Here is a 15,382-nt window from a genome sequence, read left to right as displayed (position 1 = left end):
AAGGCGAATTTCAGGCAATATAAGGGAAGCTTTTCCGGTTATGTTGCTAAAAGTCGTTTATTTCCAGCGCTTTTAGCTGATTAGGCGGAATTCCTACTTCTATTTCAGCTGATTTTAGCTGTTTTTCCCGAATAAGCGGAATCTCTACGCCTATTTTATTCCACCGGCTGATGGTAGTTAGGGGCTTATTTTAAAAAGGATCTTACTCTAACTATTCTTTCCTGATTTGCAATACGATTTCCACGAAGCTATAACTACACCCTTTACTTTGTTATACGATTTCAAAGTTGCTATAACAAACCCGGCCTCTTTGTTCTAATATCTCAGAGTTGCTATAACAAACCCGGCCTCTTTGTTCTAATATCTCAGAGTTGCTATAACAAACCCCGCCTCTTTGTTCTACTATCTCAAAGTTGCTATAACAAACCCCGCCTCTTTGTTCTACTATCTCAAAGTTGCTATAACAAACCCCGCCTCTTTGTTCTACTATCTCAAAGTTGCTATAACAAACCCGCCTACTTTGTTCTACTATCTCAAAGTTGCTATAACAAAACCCCCCACTTTGTTATACTATCTAAAAGTTACTATAACAAACCCCCCTGCTTTGTTATACGATCTCAAAGAAACCATAACAAACCCCCCACACCCTGTTACACTATCGCCAAGCCCCTACAAACCCACACACCCTGTTACACCATACCAAGTCCCTGCACCCGCCCTAAAACTTTGTTACACAATCCCCAAAACACTACAACAACCGCTGCGCCCACAATTGATATTTCCACCCCGCAATAAAAAAACAAAAAAATGTAAAAAGGGTGTTTAGCTTTGTAAGATGCGGGTAAATAGATAAAGAATCTACTCCTATTTTAACCGGTTATGTCTCAGACATAGCCGGTTCTTTTTATATATTCAAGGGGCGGCAACGCCAATTTCAGTTTGAGAAGAACTTGTGTTTTTGAAGATTAAGGTGCAGGAGAGGGATCTACATGGAATTTTTTAAAGAGTTCTTTGACCCAGATCAGCTTGTTATTTATTACAGAGTATTGTTTGCTGCCATGCTTTGCGGCTTTATCGGTTTGGAGAGGGAGTTTAAAAATCATCCGGCAGGATTTAAGACGCATTTGCTTGTTGGGGTGGGTTCTTGTTTGATGATGCTTTTATCTTTGTATGGCTTTAGAGATTATCTTGATGAGTATTCCAATATACAGTTTGATCCTGCAAGGATTCCTTCGTATGTGATCAGCGGGATTGGTTTTTTGGGAGCCGGCACGATTTTGGTCAGGGGCGCGACGATCAGAGGACTGACGACTGCGGCATCCATTTGGGTTGTGGCAGGGCTGGGGCTGATTATTGGAGCCGGCATGTATAGTCTGGCTGTATTTGCTACTTTGCTGGTGCTGATCAGCCTGACGTTTCTGGGAAAGATGGAGAGGCTGATCTACAGGAATAAAAAAAGAAGGGTGATAAAGGTGGAGGTGGATGCAGCGTCACAGGGTTTGGAAAAAGTTATTCATACCTTGCATCAATACAGAGCTTCCATTCATAAAATGGAATTATCCTCTATGAAGAAAAAAGATCATGGTGTTGTGACGCAATATAATATTGAGGTAGAACTTCCCCTGGAAAAATTGGATGGAGCTCTTGCAGCTTTAATGAAATGCCATGAAATCAAAAAGATTGACTGAGTGTATGTTTTGGACACAGAGATTTTGGAAATAGATAGTGGTGTAAACATTAAAGTTGAAAAAAAGAGCGGGACGTTTTATATTAGGACTATAGTCAAATATAGTCAAAGTCAGTGAAGGGGGAGGCGAATTGAAAAATATATCGGATATTATTGAGCAGCATTTGATGTCTGTTTTGGACAGCAGCGGCAAGGAAATCATTGAAATTAAGAGAAGTGAAATTGCTGAGCAGTTTCAGTGTGTACCATCTCAAATCAATTATGTGATTAATACCCGCTTTACCATAGAAAGAGGTTTTGTTGTAGAAAGCAAAAGGGGCGGCGGAGGGTATATCCGCATTATCAAGGTGAAATCCAATGATAATGCACAGCTGATATCTCATATTTTGGAGCTGATTGATAAAAGGCTGACCCAGTCTGCTGCCGAACAGATTATTATCCGCCTTGTACAGGAAGGCGCTGTTTCAGAAAGAGAAGCGAAAATAATGCTTAGTGTGATCGATAGATCCGTGCTTTATATTGACCTTCCTCTTCGGGATGAGTTAAGGGCACGGATGATGAAAGCAATGCTGATTTCGCTGAAATATAAATAAGGCAGGTGAGAAGAGTGATTTGCCAGGAATGCAAAGAACGGCCGGCAACTTTTCACTTTACTAAAGTAGTGAATGGAGAGAAACAAGAGACTCATATGTGTGAGTATTGTGCCAAGGAGACTGGCAGCAGTTCAATTGCCAATGCTCAGGCAGGTTTTTCAATTAACAGCTTACTGGCAGGGCTCCTGAATATGGAGACTGCTTTTGGAAATAAGCCGCAGAAGGATCTTTTTAAAAAGGAAGATGTGCTTAAATGCAGCAGGTGCGGCTTTACGTTTAACCAGTTTGCGAAAGCGGGAAGATTTGGGTGTGCTGAATGTTATAAGACGTTCAGCAGCCATGTAACGCCTGTTTTGAGAAGGGTCCATAGCGGAAATACCACACATGGAGGCAAGATTCCGCAGCGGATTGGCGGAACCATTCAGTTTAAAAAGAGAATTGAAGAATTAAAAACAAACCTTACGGAGCTGATCGCTCAGGAGGAGTTTGAGAAAGCTGCTGAGGTAAGGGATGAAATCAGGAAATTAAATCAGCAGCTGAATGAGAAGAAAGAGGAGGGCCAGTAATCTATGTCACTCCAAAACTTTTTAAACCAGGCTATCAGCTCATGGATGAGCCAGGATGGTCCTGATTCTGATATTGTGCTGAGCAGCCGGGTAAGGCTTGCACGCAATATTGAACAATATAAATTTCCAACAGTTTTTTCTAAGGAAGAAGCTGAAGAGGTACTGGAATTATTTAAAAATATTTTTCATGATAAGCAGTTCGATTCTATGGGACAGTTACAAATGCTGGTGATGGATGAGCTTGAACCTATCCATAAGAGGGTGCTTGTAGAAAAGCACTTGATCAGTCCTAATCTTGCGGAGCACTCTATCTCAGGCGGGTGCCTTTTGTCAGAAAATGAGGAACTGAGCATTATGATCAACGAGGAAGATCATGTTCGTATACAATGCCTGTTTCCTGGTTTTCAGTTAAAAGAGGCGCTTTATACAACGAACAGGCTGGATGACTGGATAGAAAAAGAGGTTGATTACGCCTTTGATGAAAATAGAGGATACTTAACCAGCTGTCCGACCAATATCGGAACGGGCCTCCGTGCTTCTGTGATGATGCATCTCCCTGCATTGGTCATGTCACAGCAGATGAACAGGATTATACCAGCGATTAATCAGCTGGGCCTGGTTGTCAGGGGAACTTACGGAGAGGGCAGCGAAGCGCAGGGGAATATTTTTCAGATTTCAAACCAGATTACGCTGGGCAAGTCTGAGGAGGACATTGTCGAGGATTTAATCAGTGTTGTGAGCCAGCTCATTGACCAGGAACGCTCGGCAAGGGAAGCCATTTATAAAACATCCCAGATACAGCTTGAAGACAGGGTGTACAGGTCTTATGGCATTCTAACACACAGCAGAATTATGGAATCAAAGGAAGCTGCAAAGTGTTTGTCTGATCTGAGGCTGGGAATTGATTTGAATATGATTGAAGATGTATCAAGAAATATTTTGAATGAACTGATGATTCTTACACAGCCGGGATTTCTGCAGCAATATTCAGGGAAAGCGCTCAGGCCGGAGGAGCGGGACGTCAGGCGTGCGACATTGATCAGGGAACGGTTAAAGCTTGAAGAAGATAGCCAGAAACGGACGGAGGATGATGGAGTATGATGTTTGGCAGATTTACAGAACGCGCACAGAAAGTATTGGCGCTGGCACAGGAAGAAGCGGTTCGTTTAGGCCATAACAATATCGGAACAGAGCATATTCTGCTTGGACTTGTACGGGAAGGTGAAGGTATTGCAGCCAAGGCTTTGCTTGCCCTCGGCCTGGAGCCTGATAAGATTCAGAAAGAAGTGGAAGGCCTGATTGGAAGAGGCCAGGATATTTCACAAACAATTCACTACACTCCAAGGGCAAAGAAAGTCATCGAGCTTTCCATGGATGAAGCACGCAAGCTTGGCCATTCCTATGTAGGCACAGAGCACATCCTTCTCGGCCTTATCAGGGAAGGAGAAGGTGTTGCTGCCAGAGTGCTTAATAATCTTGGTGTAAGCTTAAATAAAGCGCGCCAGCAGGTCCTTCAGCTGCTTGGAAGCAATGAGTCAGGCTCAAGCCATCAGGGCGGCGGCATGTCTAATGCCAACACTCCTACACTTGACAGCCTTGCAAGAGACCTGACTGTTGTCGCAAGAGAAGGCAGCCTGGACCCTGTGATTGGCAGAAGTAAAGAAATTCAGCGTGTTATAGAAGTTCTCAGCCGCAGAACAAAGAACAACCCTGTACTGATAGGGGAGCCTGGTGTAGGTAAAACGGCAATTGCAGAAGGATTGGCACAGCAGATTGTCAATAATGAAGTTCCTGAAATTCTTCGTGACAAGCGTGTAATGACACTAGATATGGGAACTGTTGTAGCCGGGACAAAATACCGCGGTGAATTTGAGGACCGTCTGAAAAAAGTAATGGATGAAATCAGGCAGGCAGGAAATATCATTCTGTTCATTGACGAGCTTCACACTTTGATTGGAGCCGGCGGAGCAGAAGGTGCTATAGATGCTTCCAACATTTTGAAGCCGTCGCTTGCGCGTGGAGAGCTTCAATGTATCGGGGCAACCACTCTTGATGAGTACCGTAAATATATTGAGAAGGATGCAGCCCTTGAGCGGCGTTTTCAGCCGATTCAAGTGGATGAGCCTTCACCTGATGAGAGCATTCAGATTCTGAGAGGCCTTCGCGACCGCTATGAAGCGCATCACAGGGTGTCTATTTCAGATGATGCGATTGAAGCAGCTGTAAAGCTGTCTGACCGCTATATTTCTGATCGCTTTCTTCCTGACAAAGCAATCGACTTGATTGATGAAGCAGGTTCAAAAGTAAGACTGCGTTCGTTCACGACGCCTCCTAACCTGAAAGAGCTTGAAATGAAGCTTGAAGAAGTTAGAAAGGAAAAGGATGCAGCTGTTCAAAGCCAGGAATTTGAAAAAGCAGCATCCCTGAGAGATACAGAGCAGCGTCTTCGCGAACAGCTGGAAGAAACAAAAAAAGGCTGGAAGGAAAAGCAGGGGCAGGAAAACACTGAAGTCACTGTTGAAGATATTGCTATTGTTGTAGCCAACTGGACTGGCATTCCTGTCTCTAAGCTTGCGCAGACTGAGACAGATAAACTGTTAAAGCTGGAGGAAATTCTTCACTCCAAAGTAATCGGGCAGGATGAAGCGGTAGTTGCCGTAGCCAAAGCGGTAAGGCGTGCACGAGCAGGTCTGAAGGATCCGAAACGTCCGATCGGCTCATTTATTTTCCTTGGTCCTACAGGAGTAGGGAAAACAGAGCTTGCAAGAGCCCTGGCAAGCTCGATGTTTGGCGATGAGGATGCCATGATCCGCATTGATATGTCCGAGTATATGGAAAAGCACTCCACTTCCCGTCTCGTAGGTTCGCCTCCGGGATATGTGGGATATGATGAGGGCGGACAGCTGACTGAGAAGGTCAGAAGAAAGCCATATTCAGTAGTTCTTCTAGATGAAATTGAAAAAGCGCATCCTGATGTGTTTAATATCCTTCTTCAAGTTCTTGAGGATGGGCGCCTGACAGATTCGAAAGGGCGTACTGTTGACTTTAGGAATACGATTCTGATCATGACATCCAATGTTGGCGCGAGTGAGCTTAAGCGCAACAAGTATGTAGGCTTCAACGTGCAGGATGAGCAGCAGAATTATAAGGATATGAAAGACAAAGTTATGGGAGAGCTGAAGAAGGCCTTCCGTCCGGAGTTCCTGAACCGTATTGATGAGATCATTGTGTTCCATTCTTTAGAGAAAAAGCATCTGAAAGAAATTGTTACACTTATGGCGGATCAGCTGACAAACCGCTTGAAAGAGCAGGATATTGTGCTGGAGCTTACTGAACCGGCCAAAGAGAAAATTGCTGATGAAGGCTTCGATCCTGAGTATGGGGCAAGACCTCTCCGCAGGGCTATTCAGAAGAACGTGGAAGATCGTCTTTCAGAAGAGCTTCTTAGAGGAACCATTCAAAAAGGGCAGAAAATTGTCCTTGATGTGAACAATGGTGAATTTGTTGTCAAACAATCTGAGGAAGTAAAGTAAATGTAATACACTGGAGGCATACTGGCGTATGCCTCTTTGCTTTAAAAAACATTCGTTATGGTGGTATACTTTGGGCTATACAACTATATTATATTTTTTTCTGAGAGAGGAAATCTTCTACTAATGGCAAAAACAAAATCAAAGTTTATCTGTCAGGAGTGCGGCTACGAATCAGCCAAATGGATGGGCAAATGTCCCGCCTGCGGAGCGTGGAATACCATGACGGAGGAAACTATCAAAGCAGCATCCCCAGGTCGCAGAACGACTTTTAATCACTCAAATTCAACCGTTCAAAAACCTTCACCTATTACCCAGATAGAGAATGCAAAAGAACCGAGAATCCATACGCGTTCCAAAGAATTCAACAGAGTCCTTGGAAGCGGAATTGTGAAAGGATCCCTCGTATTAATTGGCGGAGATCCCGGCATCGGAAAATCAACCCTGCTTCTCCAAATTTCTGCACAGCTGGCTGACAATGGAAATGAAGTGCTTTATATATCCGGGGAAGAATCTGTGAAACAGACCAAGCTCCGTGCAGATCGTCTGAACATTACCTCTGACAAACTGTATGTACTGGCAGAAACGGATATGGAATATATCACAAAAGCAATAGAAGAAACAAATCCTTCTTTTGTCATTGTGGACAGCATACAGACAGTCTATCAATCTGAGGTGACCTCTGCTCCTGGCAGTGTATCACAAGTCAGGGAATGTACAGCAGAATTAATGAGAATTGCGAAAACAAAGGGAATTGCCATTTTTATCGTGGGCCATGTGACAAAAGAGGGGTCTATCGCAGGTCCCCGCATTCTTGAGCATATGGTGGATACTGTTCTTTATTTCGAAGGAGAGCGGCATCATACCTACAGGATTTTACGTGCAGTGAAAAACAGATTTGGCTCTACGAATGAAATGGGCATTTTTGAAATGAAGGAGTCAGGTCTGGAAGAAGTGTTGAATCCTTCTGAAATTTTTCTTGAAGAAAGATCAAAGGGAGCGGCGGGTTCAACTGTTGTTGCTTCCATGGAAGGAACAAGGCCTGTTCTCGTCGAAATACAAGCATTAATTTCTCCGACAAGTTTTGGAAATCCTAGAAGAATGGCGACGGGAATTGATCACAACCGTGTGCCTTTGCTAATGGCTGTACTTGAAAAAAGAGTAGGGCTGCTGCTGCAGAATCAGGATGCCTACCTGAAGGTTGCCGGCGGAGTAAAGCTTGATGAGCCAGCGATTGATCTGGCGGTGGCAGTAAGCATTGCTTCAAGCTTTAAGGATGTGCCATCAAAAGCCACCGACGTGATTATCGGCGAGGTAGGCCTGACAGGTGAGGTGCGGCGTGTTTCGCGGATCGAACAAAGGGTCGTTGAGGCAGAAAAGCTCGGTTTTAAGCGCGTTATTCTTCCGGAAGCAAATATAGGCGGCTGGATTCCGCCCGCAGGAATTGAAATGATAGGTGTGAAGAACGTTTCTGAAGCGCTGCAAAAGACGTTAGGGGGGTAAGTCATGACAGAAAAAGAAAAAAAGTTCAGCGAAAAGAGCTTGTCTGAAATTCTTCAGTTTATGGCCCCCGGGACACCTATCCGTTCCGGCATTGATAATGTCTTAAGGGCAAAAACAGGCGGTCTGATTGTGGTCGGCTACAGTGATAAGGTGAAGCAGATAGTTGATGGAGGCTTTTATATTAATTACCCGTTTTCATCTGCGCATTTATATGAGCTTGCCAAAATGGACGGCGCTATTATTCTGAGCGATTCCGGTCACAAAATTCTTTATGCGAACGCCCAGCTTGTCCCAGATTCGCAGATTCCCTCATCCGAAACAGGCATGAGGCACAGGACAGCGGAACGTGTGGCAAAGCAGACAGGAAGCCTTGTAGTTGCAATTTCGCAGAGGCGGAACGTGATTACTCTTTATTACGGAGAAAAAAGGTATTCTTTGCGCGATATTGGTGTAATTTTGACTAAGGCAAATCAAGCGGTGCAGACTCTGGAGAAATACCGTTCTGTCCTGGAGCAGTCCATCATTGGACTCGGAGCAATGGAGTTTGAGGAAATTGTGACAATTGGCGATGTGGTGCATGTACTCCACCGAATTGAAATGGTGCTCCGCATCAAGAATGAAATTATGAGCTATATCAATGAGCTGGGAACAGAAGGGCAGCTCGTTCGCCTGCAAATGAGCGAGCTTCTGGCAGATATAGAAGAAGAAGCCGAGCTGATTGTGAAAGATTACAGTGTGAACAAATCAGAAAATCCGGAGGAGTTCTTAAGAAGGCTGCAGGCACATTCGAACTTTGAGCTGCTGGATGATTCGGACATTCTGAAGATGCTTGGTTATTCCCAGCTGACCAGCCAGGATGAAGCGGTGATTCCAAGAGGATACAGAATACTGAACAAAATACCCCGCCTTCCATCCGGAGTTATTGAAAATTTAGTGACAAAATTTCAAAATCTGAAACTTATTTCCCATGCGAACGTACAACAATTAGACGACGTAGATGGAATCGGGGAAGTCAGAGCGAAAAAAATTAAACAGGGAATAAAGCGCCTGCAGGAAAAGCTTATGATTGACAGACATCTGTAAGAGCGTTTCAATTCAGCCCTTAGGGGGTATAGTGTTTAAGCTTCTTTTCATGTGCAATCTAAAAATATGCGGGTAAATGTTTGTTTTAGGATAAAGTGTTAATAATAAAATAAGAAGGAGGTGAAGGTATGTTAAAACGAATAGTTCAAGCAACCTTTTTACTGACAGGAGGAGCCCTTGGAATCTTCTTTATGCCGGAATTATTACAATTATTAGGATTACAAGACATACCTTTTTTAAACACGCCATATTCTTTGGCAATTCTAGGTGCCATTATTTTTTACATTGCTACATTTTGGCTTGTTGATTATGTGGTCAACTGGGTGAAAAGGCTTGAGGAGTCACTTGTAACCGCACCTGTTACTGATGTCTTGTTCGGCAGTCTCGGTTTGATTTTCGGACTAATAATTGCATTCTTACTAGTTAATGTTATTCCTTTGCAAGATATTCCGTATCCCATGATCAGTACATTAATTCCTGTATTCTTAACGCTCCTGCTTGGATACCTCGGATTTGCAGTGGGTTTTAAAAAGAAGGATGAACTTGTCAGCTTATTTTCCATCCCTGCACGGATGAATAAGAAAAAAGGTGCTTCCGAGGAGCAAACGGAGCCGGAGCATGAGGACAAGAAATTAAAAATACTTGATACGAGTGTCATTATTGACGGCAGAATAGCAGATATCTGCCAGACAGGCTTTTTGGAAGGAACGATTGTCATACCGCAGTTTGTGCTGGAAGAACTTCAGCATATTGCAGATTCATCTGATGTTTTGAAAAGGAACAGAGGGCGCAGAGGCCTGGACATCCTGAACAGAATTCAAAAAGAACTTGCCATCAATGTTGAAATTTATGAAGGCGACTTTGAAGAAATACAGGAGGTTGACAGCAAGCTGGTGAAGCTTGCCAAGGTTACCTCCGGAGTTGTCGTGACAAATGACTTTAATCTTAATAAAGTTTGCGAGCTTCAGAAGGTAGCTGTGTTGAACATTAACGATCTTGCCAACGCTGTAAAGCCTGTCGTGCTTCCTGGTGAAGAACTAAAGGTTCAGGTCATCAAAGATGGTAAAGAGCACAATCAGGGCGTTGCCTATCTGGATGACGGTACAATGATTGTTGTTGAAGGCGGCAGAGATTATATTGGTAAAACAATTGATGTTTTGGTCACAAGCGTTCTGCAGACCTCGGCGGGAAGAATGATTTTTGCAAAGCCAAAGCTTCTTGAAAAGGCTCTATAAGGGAGAAAAGAAATGGATTATCAAGTCGTCATACCAGCTGCGGGATCCGGCAAGCGAATGAACGCAGGGAAAAATAAACAGTTCATTCTGCTGAAAGGGAAACCTGTTATCGTTCATACTTTGACTGTATTTGAACAGGATCCAGCCTGCAGCGGAATTATTCTTGTCATCAATGAGAAGGAAAAGGGCGATTTCTTAAAATTAATTGAACTCTATCACTTTAAAAAGGTAAAGCAGCTTGTAGCAGGCGGAGCGGAACGACAGGAAAGTGTATACAATGGCTTAAAGGCCTGTGACTCCGATATTGTTTTGGTTCATGACGGTGCCAGGCCGTTTATCAGGCAGAGTCATATCCGCGACCTGGTGCTTTCAGCTCAGGAGGCTGACGCCGCTACAATTGCCGTTCCAGTGAAGGATACGATAAAAAAAGCTGAAAATCTCCAAGTGGTAGAAACGATTGAGCGATCAAGCTTGTGGTTGGTACAGACCCCACAAGCTTTTCGTCTGTCATTAATTCTAAGCGCCCATGAACATGCAGTAAAACATCAATTTGCAGGCACAGATGATGCAAGCCTTGTTGAATTTATGAAACATAGAGTTAAAATTGTATATGGTGATTATACGAATATAAAATTGACAACACCGGATGATCTTCTATTTGCGAAAGCAATTATGGAAAGCGAAAGAGGGAAAAGCGATGATTAGAATTGGACAAGGCTTTGATGTGCATCAGCTGGTTGAAAACCGCCCGCTGATCATTGGAGGAATTGAAATTCCTTATGAAAAGGGGCTGCTCGGACATTCTGACGCCGATGTTCTTCTGCATACAGTGGCCGATGCCTGCCTGGGTGCAATCGGAGAAGGTGATATTGGGAAGCACTTTCCGGATACAGATATGGCATTCAAAGATGCAGATTCCGCTGTGCTGATGGAGCATGTATGGAACATTGTTAGAGAGAAGGGCTATAAGCTTGGCAATCTCGACTGTACAATCATTGCCCAAAAACCAAAGATGGCACCCCATATTGAAAAGATACGAAACAGGATTGCCGAATTGCTGCAGGCTGAATTATCACAGATCAATGTGAAGGCCACCACTACCGAAAAACTCGGATTTACAGGGCGGGAAGAAGGAATTGCAGCACAGGCTGCTGTATTATTAGTAAAAAACGAATAAGATTTCGCAAAAAAGTGTTAAAATATTTTTGGACTTATTAAGAATTCTTTTTAGGAATCAGGAAAATGTAAGCGGAGAGAATTCATCTTGCAGGATTGAAATTTGGCGCAGCAGGCGGCGGATGTCTCTCGGTTGCCCGCGCATATTTTCTGCATTATTTTTAATGGAGGTATCATCATGACGAATGAAGTAAGAGTGCGCTATGCACCCAGTCCGACAGGTCATTTACATATTGGAAATGCCAGAACAGCCCTTTTCAACTATCTTTATGCAAAAAGCCAGGGCGGTAAATTTATTATCAGAATAGAAGACACCGATAAAAAAAGGAACATCGAAGGCGGCGAAGAGAGTCAGCTGAAATATCTGCAATGGCTCGGAATCGAGTGGGATGAGAGTGTGGATAAGCCGGGAGAATACGGCCCCTACCGCCAGTCTGAACGCAATGATTTGTATAAAAAATATTATACTGAGCTGCTTGAAAAAGGGCTTGCTTACAAATGCTACTGTACAGAAGAGGAATTGGAGCAGGAGCGTGAAGAGCAGACCGCACGCGGAGAAATGCCCCGCTACTCAGGAAAATGCGCCAACCTGACGAAAGAGGAGCAGAAAAAGCTTGAGGCTGAAGGCCGGGAGCCGAGCATCCGCTTCAGAGTGCCAAAAGGGGTTGTGTACCGCTTCAATGACATGGTAAAAGGCGAGGTTGCCTTTGAGTCAGACGGCATCGGCGACCATGTTATCGTGAAAAAGGACGGCACACCTACTTATAATTTTGCAGTTGCAGCAGACGATCATCTGATGAAGATTTCTCATGTTCTTCGCGGTGATGATCATATCTCCAATACACCTAAACAAATCATGATTTATGAAGCACTGGGCTGGGAGCCTCCTGTATTCGGACATATGACGCTGATTGTGAATGAAGGACGCAAAAAGCTGAGCAAGCGTGATGAATCCATCATTCAGTTTATTGAGCAATACGAAGATCTTGGCTACCTTCCTGAGGCGCTGTTTAACTTCATTGCCATGCTTGGCTGGTCACCTGTAGGGGAAGATGAAATTTTCAGCAGGGAAGAATTCATCAGCATTTTTGATCCAAACAGGCTGTCAAAGTCCCCTGCTGTGTTTGATACACAAAAGCTTACGTGGATGAATAATCAATATATGAAGAACCTTAATACGGAAAAGGTTGCAGAGCTGGCGATTCCGCATCTTGTGAAAGCAGGCAGGGTGAAGGAAGATATGTCTGCAGAGGAAAGAGACTGGACACTAAAGCTGATTGAGCTTTATCAGGAGCAAATGAGCTTTGGTGCTGAAATTGTAGAGCTTTCCGACATGTTCTTTAAAGAAGATCTGGAATACAATCATGAAGCACGCTCTGTTCTTGAAGAAGAGCAGGTACCGGAAGTTCTGAGGGCACTTGCTGAAGAATTTGCAGAACTGAGTGAGTTTGCAGCAGCGGACATCAAGGGTGCAGTTAAAGCAGTGCAAAAGAAAACAGGGCAAAAAGGAAAAAAACTGTTTATGCCGGTACGCGTGGCAGTGACAGGCCAGACACATGGGCCGGAGCTTCCTCAGGCTATTGAACTGCTCGGTAAAGACAGGGCACTGGCTAGATTAAAAAATGTTTTAAGTTAACTTTTTTTAAGAAATGTAATATAGTAAATATACAAATTCAAATACAATATGAAAAAGTGTTGAGAAGGAGAAGTACACTGTTTTTCCATTCCAGAGAGAACCTTCATGGCTGAAAGAGGTTTATGAGAAGGAACAGTTGAAATGCACCTTCGAGCCTTCTGTTGAAATATATGCATTATAGTAGACAGAAGCGGGAGCTCTACGTTACAGAGCCTGAGTTGAGGGAAAGAGATCTTTCCTTAAACAGAGTGGAACCGCGCATACAGCGTCTCTGTCATTTGACAGGGGCGTTTTTTTATGAATACGGAAAGATTGGAGGGATTCCAAATGTTTAAGATGTTAAAAGAAGACGTTGAGATTGTTTTTGAGCAGGACCCTGCTGCAAGAAGCTATATTGAAGTAATTTTAACCTACTCCGGTCTTCATGCAATATGGGCGCACCGCCTTGCACATGGATTGTTTCAACGCAGATTCTTCTTTCTTGCACGTATTATTTCGCAAGTAAGCCGCTTCTTTACCGGAGTAGAAATACATCCGGGTGCCAAAATAGGAAGGCGTTTTTTTATAGATCATGGAATGGGTGTTGTGATTGGAGAAACCTGTGAGATCGGAGACAATGTGACGGTATTTCAGGGAGTTACGCTGGGAGGCACAGGAAAAGAAAAAGGCAAAAGGCATCCCACCATTCAGGATCATGCTCTTATTGCGACAGGAGCCAAGGTGCTCGGTTCTATTACTATCGGAGAATATTCCAAAATAGGAGCAGGTTCAGTTGTACTGCATGATGTTCCGGCCAACTCCACGGTGGTAGGCATTCCCGGAAAAGTGAAAGTTCAAAATGGAAAGCGCGTAAACCAGGATCTCGATCATTGCAATCTGCCGGATCCTGTCGCGGACCGCTTTAAGGAATTGGAAGCAGAGATTCTCAAGCTGAAGCAGGAAGTACAACAACTGCAGGAAGGGAAGAGTGAACGTGACGATAAAGTTATTCAATACGCTAACGAGACAAAAGGAAGAATTTAAGCCTCTTGAAGAAGGAAAGGTAAAGATGTATGTATGCGGACCGACCGTATACAACTATATTCATATCGGAAACGCCAGGCCTGCAATTGTTTATGATACTGTCAGGCGCTATCTGGAGTACAGAGGCTATGATGTTCATTATGTTTCCAATTTTACTGATGTGGATGATAAGCTGATTAAAGCTGCTAATGAACTTGGTGAAAATGTGCCGGCTATTGCAGACCGTTTCATTGAGGCTTACTTTCAGGATGTGGGCGCACTGGGGTGCAAAAAGGCTGATGCTCATCCGCGGGTAACAGAAAGCATGGATATAATTATTGATTTTATTGCCGCCTTGATTGAAAAAGGCTTTGCTTATGAAGCTGAAGGCGATGTGTATTATAAAACAAGAGCCTTTAACGGGTACGGCAAGCTTTCCCACCAGTCAATTGATGAGCTGCGCTCAGGTGCGAGGATCGAAGTGGGCGAGAAAAAGCAGGATGCTCTGGACTTTGCACTGTGGAAAGCTGCCAAAGAAGGGGAAATCCACTGGGACAGTCCATGGGGCAAAGGGCGCCCCGGCTGGCATATTGAATGCTCCGCCATGGTACGCAAATATCTTGGGGACACAATAGACATTCATGCAGGCGGGCAGGATTTAACCTTCCCTCACCATGAAAATGAAATTGCACAGTCTGAAGCACTGACAAATCAAACATTCGCCAACTACTGGCTCCATAATGGGTATATTAATATCGATAACGAAAAAATGTCAAAATCCCTCGGGAACTTTGTGATGGTCAAGGACATTGTAAAAGAGCATGATCCTCAGGTTTTAAGGTTTTTCATGCTGTCAGTCCACTACCGTCACCCGATTAACTATTCAGTTGATCTTCTGAACAGTACGAAAAATTCACTGGACCGGCTGAAAACGTCCTATGCAAATCTGGTACACAGAAAACAAAGCAGCTCAAACCTCACTTCTGATGATGATAAGTGGCTGCAGCAGATAGAAAAGCTGCGGGAGAACTTCATCGTGGAAATGGATGATGACTTTAATACAGCTAACGGAGTTTCCGTTTTGTTTGAGCTTGCCAGACAGGCCAACTATTATCTTCAGGAAAAAAATACTGCAGAACAAGTCATTCAGGCATTTTTGAATGAGTTTGACAGCCTTGGAGAGGTACTCGGCCTTGTATTTAGCGAGAATGAACTGCTGGACGAAGAGATTGATGCACTGATTGAAAAGCGAATTCAGGCCCGTAAGGACAGGGATTTTGCGCTTGCAGATTCAATACGCGATGAACTGAAAAGCTTGAATATTATACTGGAGGACACTCCTCAAGGAACGAGATGGAAAAGAGGATAAAC

13 protein-coding genes and 1 other annotated feature are annotated in these 15,382 nt (G+C 43.8%); all 13 genes read left to right on the top strand.

What is annotated here, in order from left to right; genetic code table 11:
- The first annotated feature begins 989 nt into the window (after window positions 1–989).
- The 13 genes from GJU40_RS10635 (at window position 990) to cysS (ending at window position 15,380) form a co-directional block, all read left to right on the top strand.
- Window positions 990–1,688 (top strand): MgtC/SapB family protein, encoded by a 699-nt coding sequence (locus tag GJU40_RS10635; RefSeq protein ID WP_154307732.1) that lies wholly within the window; start codon window positions 990–992, stop codon window positions 1,686–1,688.
- A 130-nt stretch (window positions 1,689–1,818) separates the two neighbouring features.
- Window positions 1,819–2,280: a CtsR family transcriptional regulator gene (locus GJU40_RS10630; RefSeq protein ID WP_154307731.1), complete on the top strand. Its 462-nt coding sequence runs from the start codon at window positions 1,819–1,821 to the stop codon at window positions 2,278–2,280.
- A gap of 14 nt (window positions 2,281–2,294) precedes the next feature.
- Window positions 2,295–2,846, top strand: a complete 552-nt coding sequence (mcsA, locus tag GJU40_RS10625) for a protein-arginine kinase activator protein McsA (RefSeq protein WP_343031512.1) — start codon at window positions 2,295–2,297, stop codon at window positions 2,844–2,846.
- 3 nt (window positions 2,847–2,849) lie between these two features.
- Window positions 2,850–3,947, top strand: coding sequence for a protein-arginine kinase McsB (gene mcsB / locus GJU40_RS10620; protein WP_154307730.1), 1,098 nt, complete (start codon window positions 2,850–2,852; stop codon window positions 3,945–3,947).
- Window positions 3,944–6,379 carry an ATP-dependent protease ATP-binding subunit ClpC gene (clpC, locus tag GJU40_RS10615; protein WP_154307729.1) on the top strand — a complete coding sequence of 812 codons (2,436 nt, stop codon included), beginning with the start codon at window positions 3,944–3,946 and terminating at the stop codon, window positions 6,377–6,379. The genes mcsB and clpC overlap by 4 nt, the downstream gene beginning before the upstream one ends.
- Before the next feature lie 123 nt (window positions 6,380–6,502).
- Complete coding sequence (gene radA / locus GJU40_RS10610; protein WP_154307728.1) at window positions 6,503–7,879, top strand: DNA repair protein RadA; 1,377 nt, start codon at window positions 6,503–6,505, stop codon at window positions 7,877–7,879.
- Window positions 7,880–7,882: 3 nt separating this feature from the next.
- Complete coding sequence (disA, locus tag GJU40_RS10605) at window positions 7,883–8,962, top strand: DNA integrity scanning diadenylate cyclase DisA (protein ID WP_154307727.1); 1,080 nt, start codon at window positions 7,883–7,885, stop codon at window positions 8,960–8,962.
- Between the two features lie 128 nt (window positions 8,963–9,090).
- Entirely contained in the window at window positions 9,091–10,197 is a 1,107-nt protein-coding gene (locus GJU40_RS10600) for a PIN/TRAM domain-containing protein (protein ID WP_154307726.1), read from the top strand.
- A gap of 12 nt (window positions 10,198–10,209) precedes the next feature.
- Window positions 10,210–10,902 carry a 2-C-methyl-D-erythritol 4-phosphate cytidylyltransferase gene (gene ispD / locus GJU40_RS10595; protein ID WP_154307725.1) on the top strand — a complete coding sequence of 231 codons (693 nt, stop codon included), beginning with the start codon at window positions 10,210–10,212 and terminating at the stop codon, window positions 10,900–10,902.
- Window positions 10,895–11,374 carry a 2-C-methyl-D-erythritol 2,4-cyclodiphosphate synthase gene (ispF, locus tag GJU40_RS10590; protein WP_154307724.1) on the top strand — a complete coding sequence of 160 codons (480 nt, stop codon included), beginning with the start codon at window positions 10,895–10,897 and terminating at the stop codon, window positions 11,372–11,374. The genes ispD and ispF overlap by 8 nt, the downstream gene beginning before the upstream one ends.
- A gap of 177 nt (window positions 11,375–11,551) precedes the next feature.
- Window positions 11,552–13,009, top strand: coding sequence for a glutamate--tRNA ligase (gene gltX, locus GJU40_RS10585; protein WP_154307723.1), 1,458 nt, complete (start codon window positions 11,552–11,554; stop codon window positions 13,007–13,009).
- Window positions 13,010–13,059: 50 nt separating this feature from the next.
- Window positions 13,060–13,285, top strand: a binding site (T-box leader).
- Between the two features lie 51 nt (window positions 13,286–13,336).
- Complete coding sequence (gene cysE / locus GJU40_RS10580; RefSeq protein WP_154307722.1) at window positions 13,337–14,032, top strand: serine O-acetyltransferase; 696 nt, start codon at window positions 13,337–13,339, stop codon at window positions 14,030–14,032.
- Window positions 13,983–15,380 (top strand): cysteine--tRNA ligase, encoded by a 1,398-nt coding sequence (gene cysS / locus GJU40_RS10575; RefSeq protein ID WP_343031513.1) that lies wholly within the window; start codon window positions 13,983–13,985, stop codon window positions 15,378–15,380. Before cysE ends, cysS begins: the two co-directional genes overlap by 50 nt.
- The last annotated feature ends 2 nt before the right edge of the window (window positions 15,381–15,382 follow it).

The sequence above is a fragment of the Metabacillus lacus genome, from assembly GCF_009674805.1.
Lineage (GTDB): Bacteria > Bacillota > Bacilli > Bacillales > Bacillaceae > Metabacillus_C > Metabacillus_C lacus.
Note: the sequence above shows the minus strand (reverse complement) of the source record. Positions and strands in the feature narration are given on the sequence as shown.

Bases quoted from the DNA above. Each gene is read 5' to 3' on its own strand.
- radA (WP_154307728.1), top strand. From the start codon at position 6,503: ATGGCAAAAACAAAATCAAAGTTTATCTGTCAGGAGTGCGGCTACGAA.
- GJU40_RS10600 (WP_154307726.1), top strand. From the start codon at position 9,091: ATGTTAAAACGAATAGTTCAAGCAACCTTTTTACTGACAGGAGGAGCC.
- cysE (WP_154307722.1), top strand. From the start codon at position 13,337: ATGTTTAAGATGTTAAAAGAAGACGTTGAGATTGTTTTTGAGCAGGAC.
- clpC (WP_154307729.1), top strand. From the start codon at position 3,944: ATGATGTTTGGCAGATTTACAGAACGCGCACAGAAAGTATTGGCGCTG.
- gltX (WP_154307723.1), top strand. From the start codon at position 11,552: ATGACGAATGAAGTAAGAGTGCGCTATGCACCCAGTCCGACAGGTCAT.
- ispD (WP_154307725.1), top strand. From the start codon at position 10,210: ATGGATTATCAAGTCGTCATACCAGCTGCGGGATCCGGCAAGCGAATG.
- ispF (WP_154307724.1), top strand. From the start codon at position 10,895: ATGATTAGAATTGGACAAGGCTTTGATGTGCATCAGCTGGTTGAAAAC.
- GJU40_RS10635 (WP_154307732.1), top strand. From the start codon at position 990: ATGGAATTTTTTAAAGAGTTCTTTGACCCAGATCAGCTTGTTATTTAT.
- mcsB (WP_154307730.1), top strand. From the start codon at position 2,850: ATGTCACTCCAAAACTTTTTAAACCAGGCTATCAGCTCATGGATGAGC.
- disA (WP_154307727.1), top strand. From the start codon at position 7,883: ATGACAGAAAAAGAAAAAAAGTTCAGCGAAAAGAGCTTGTCTGAAATT.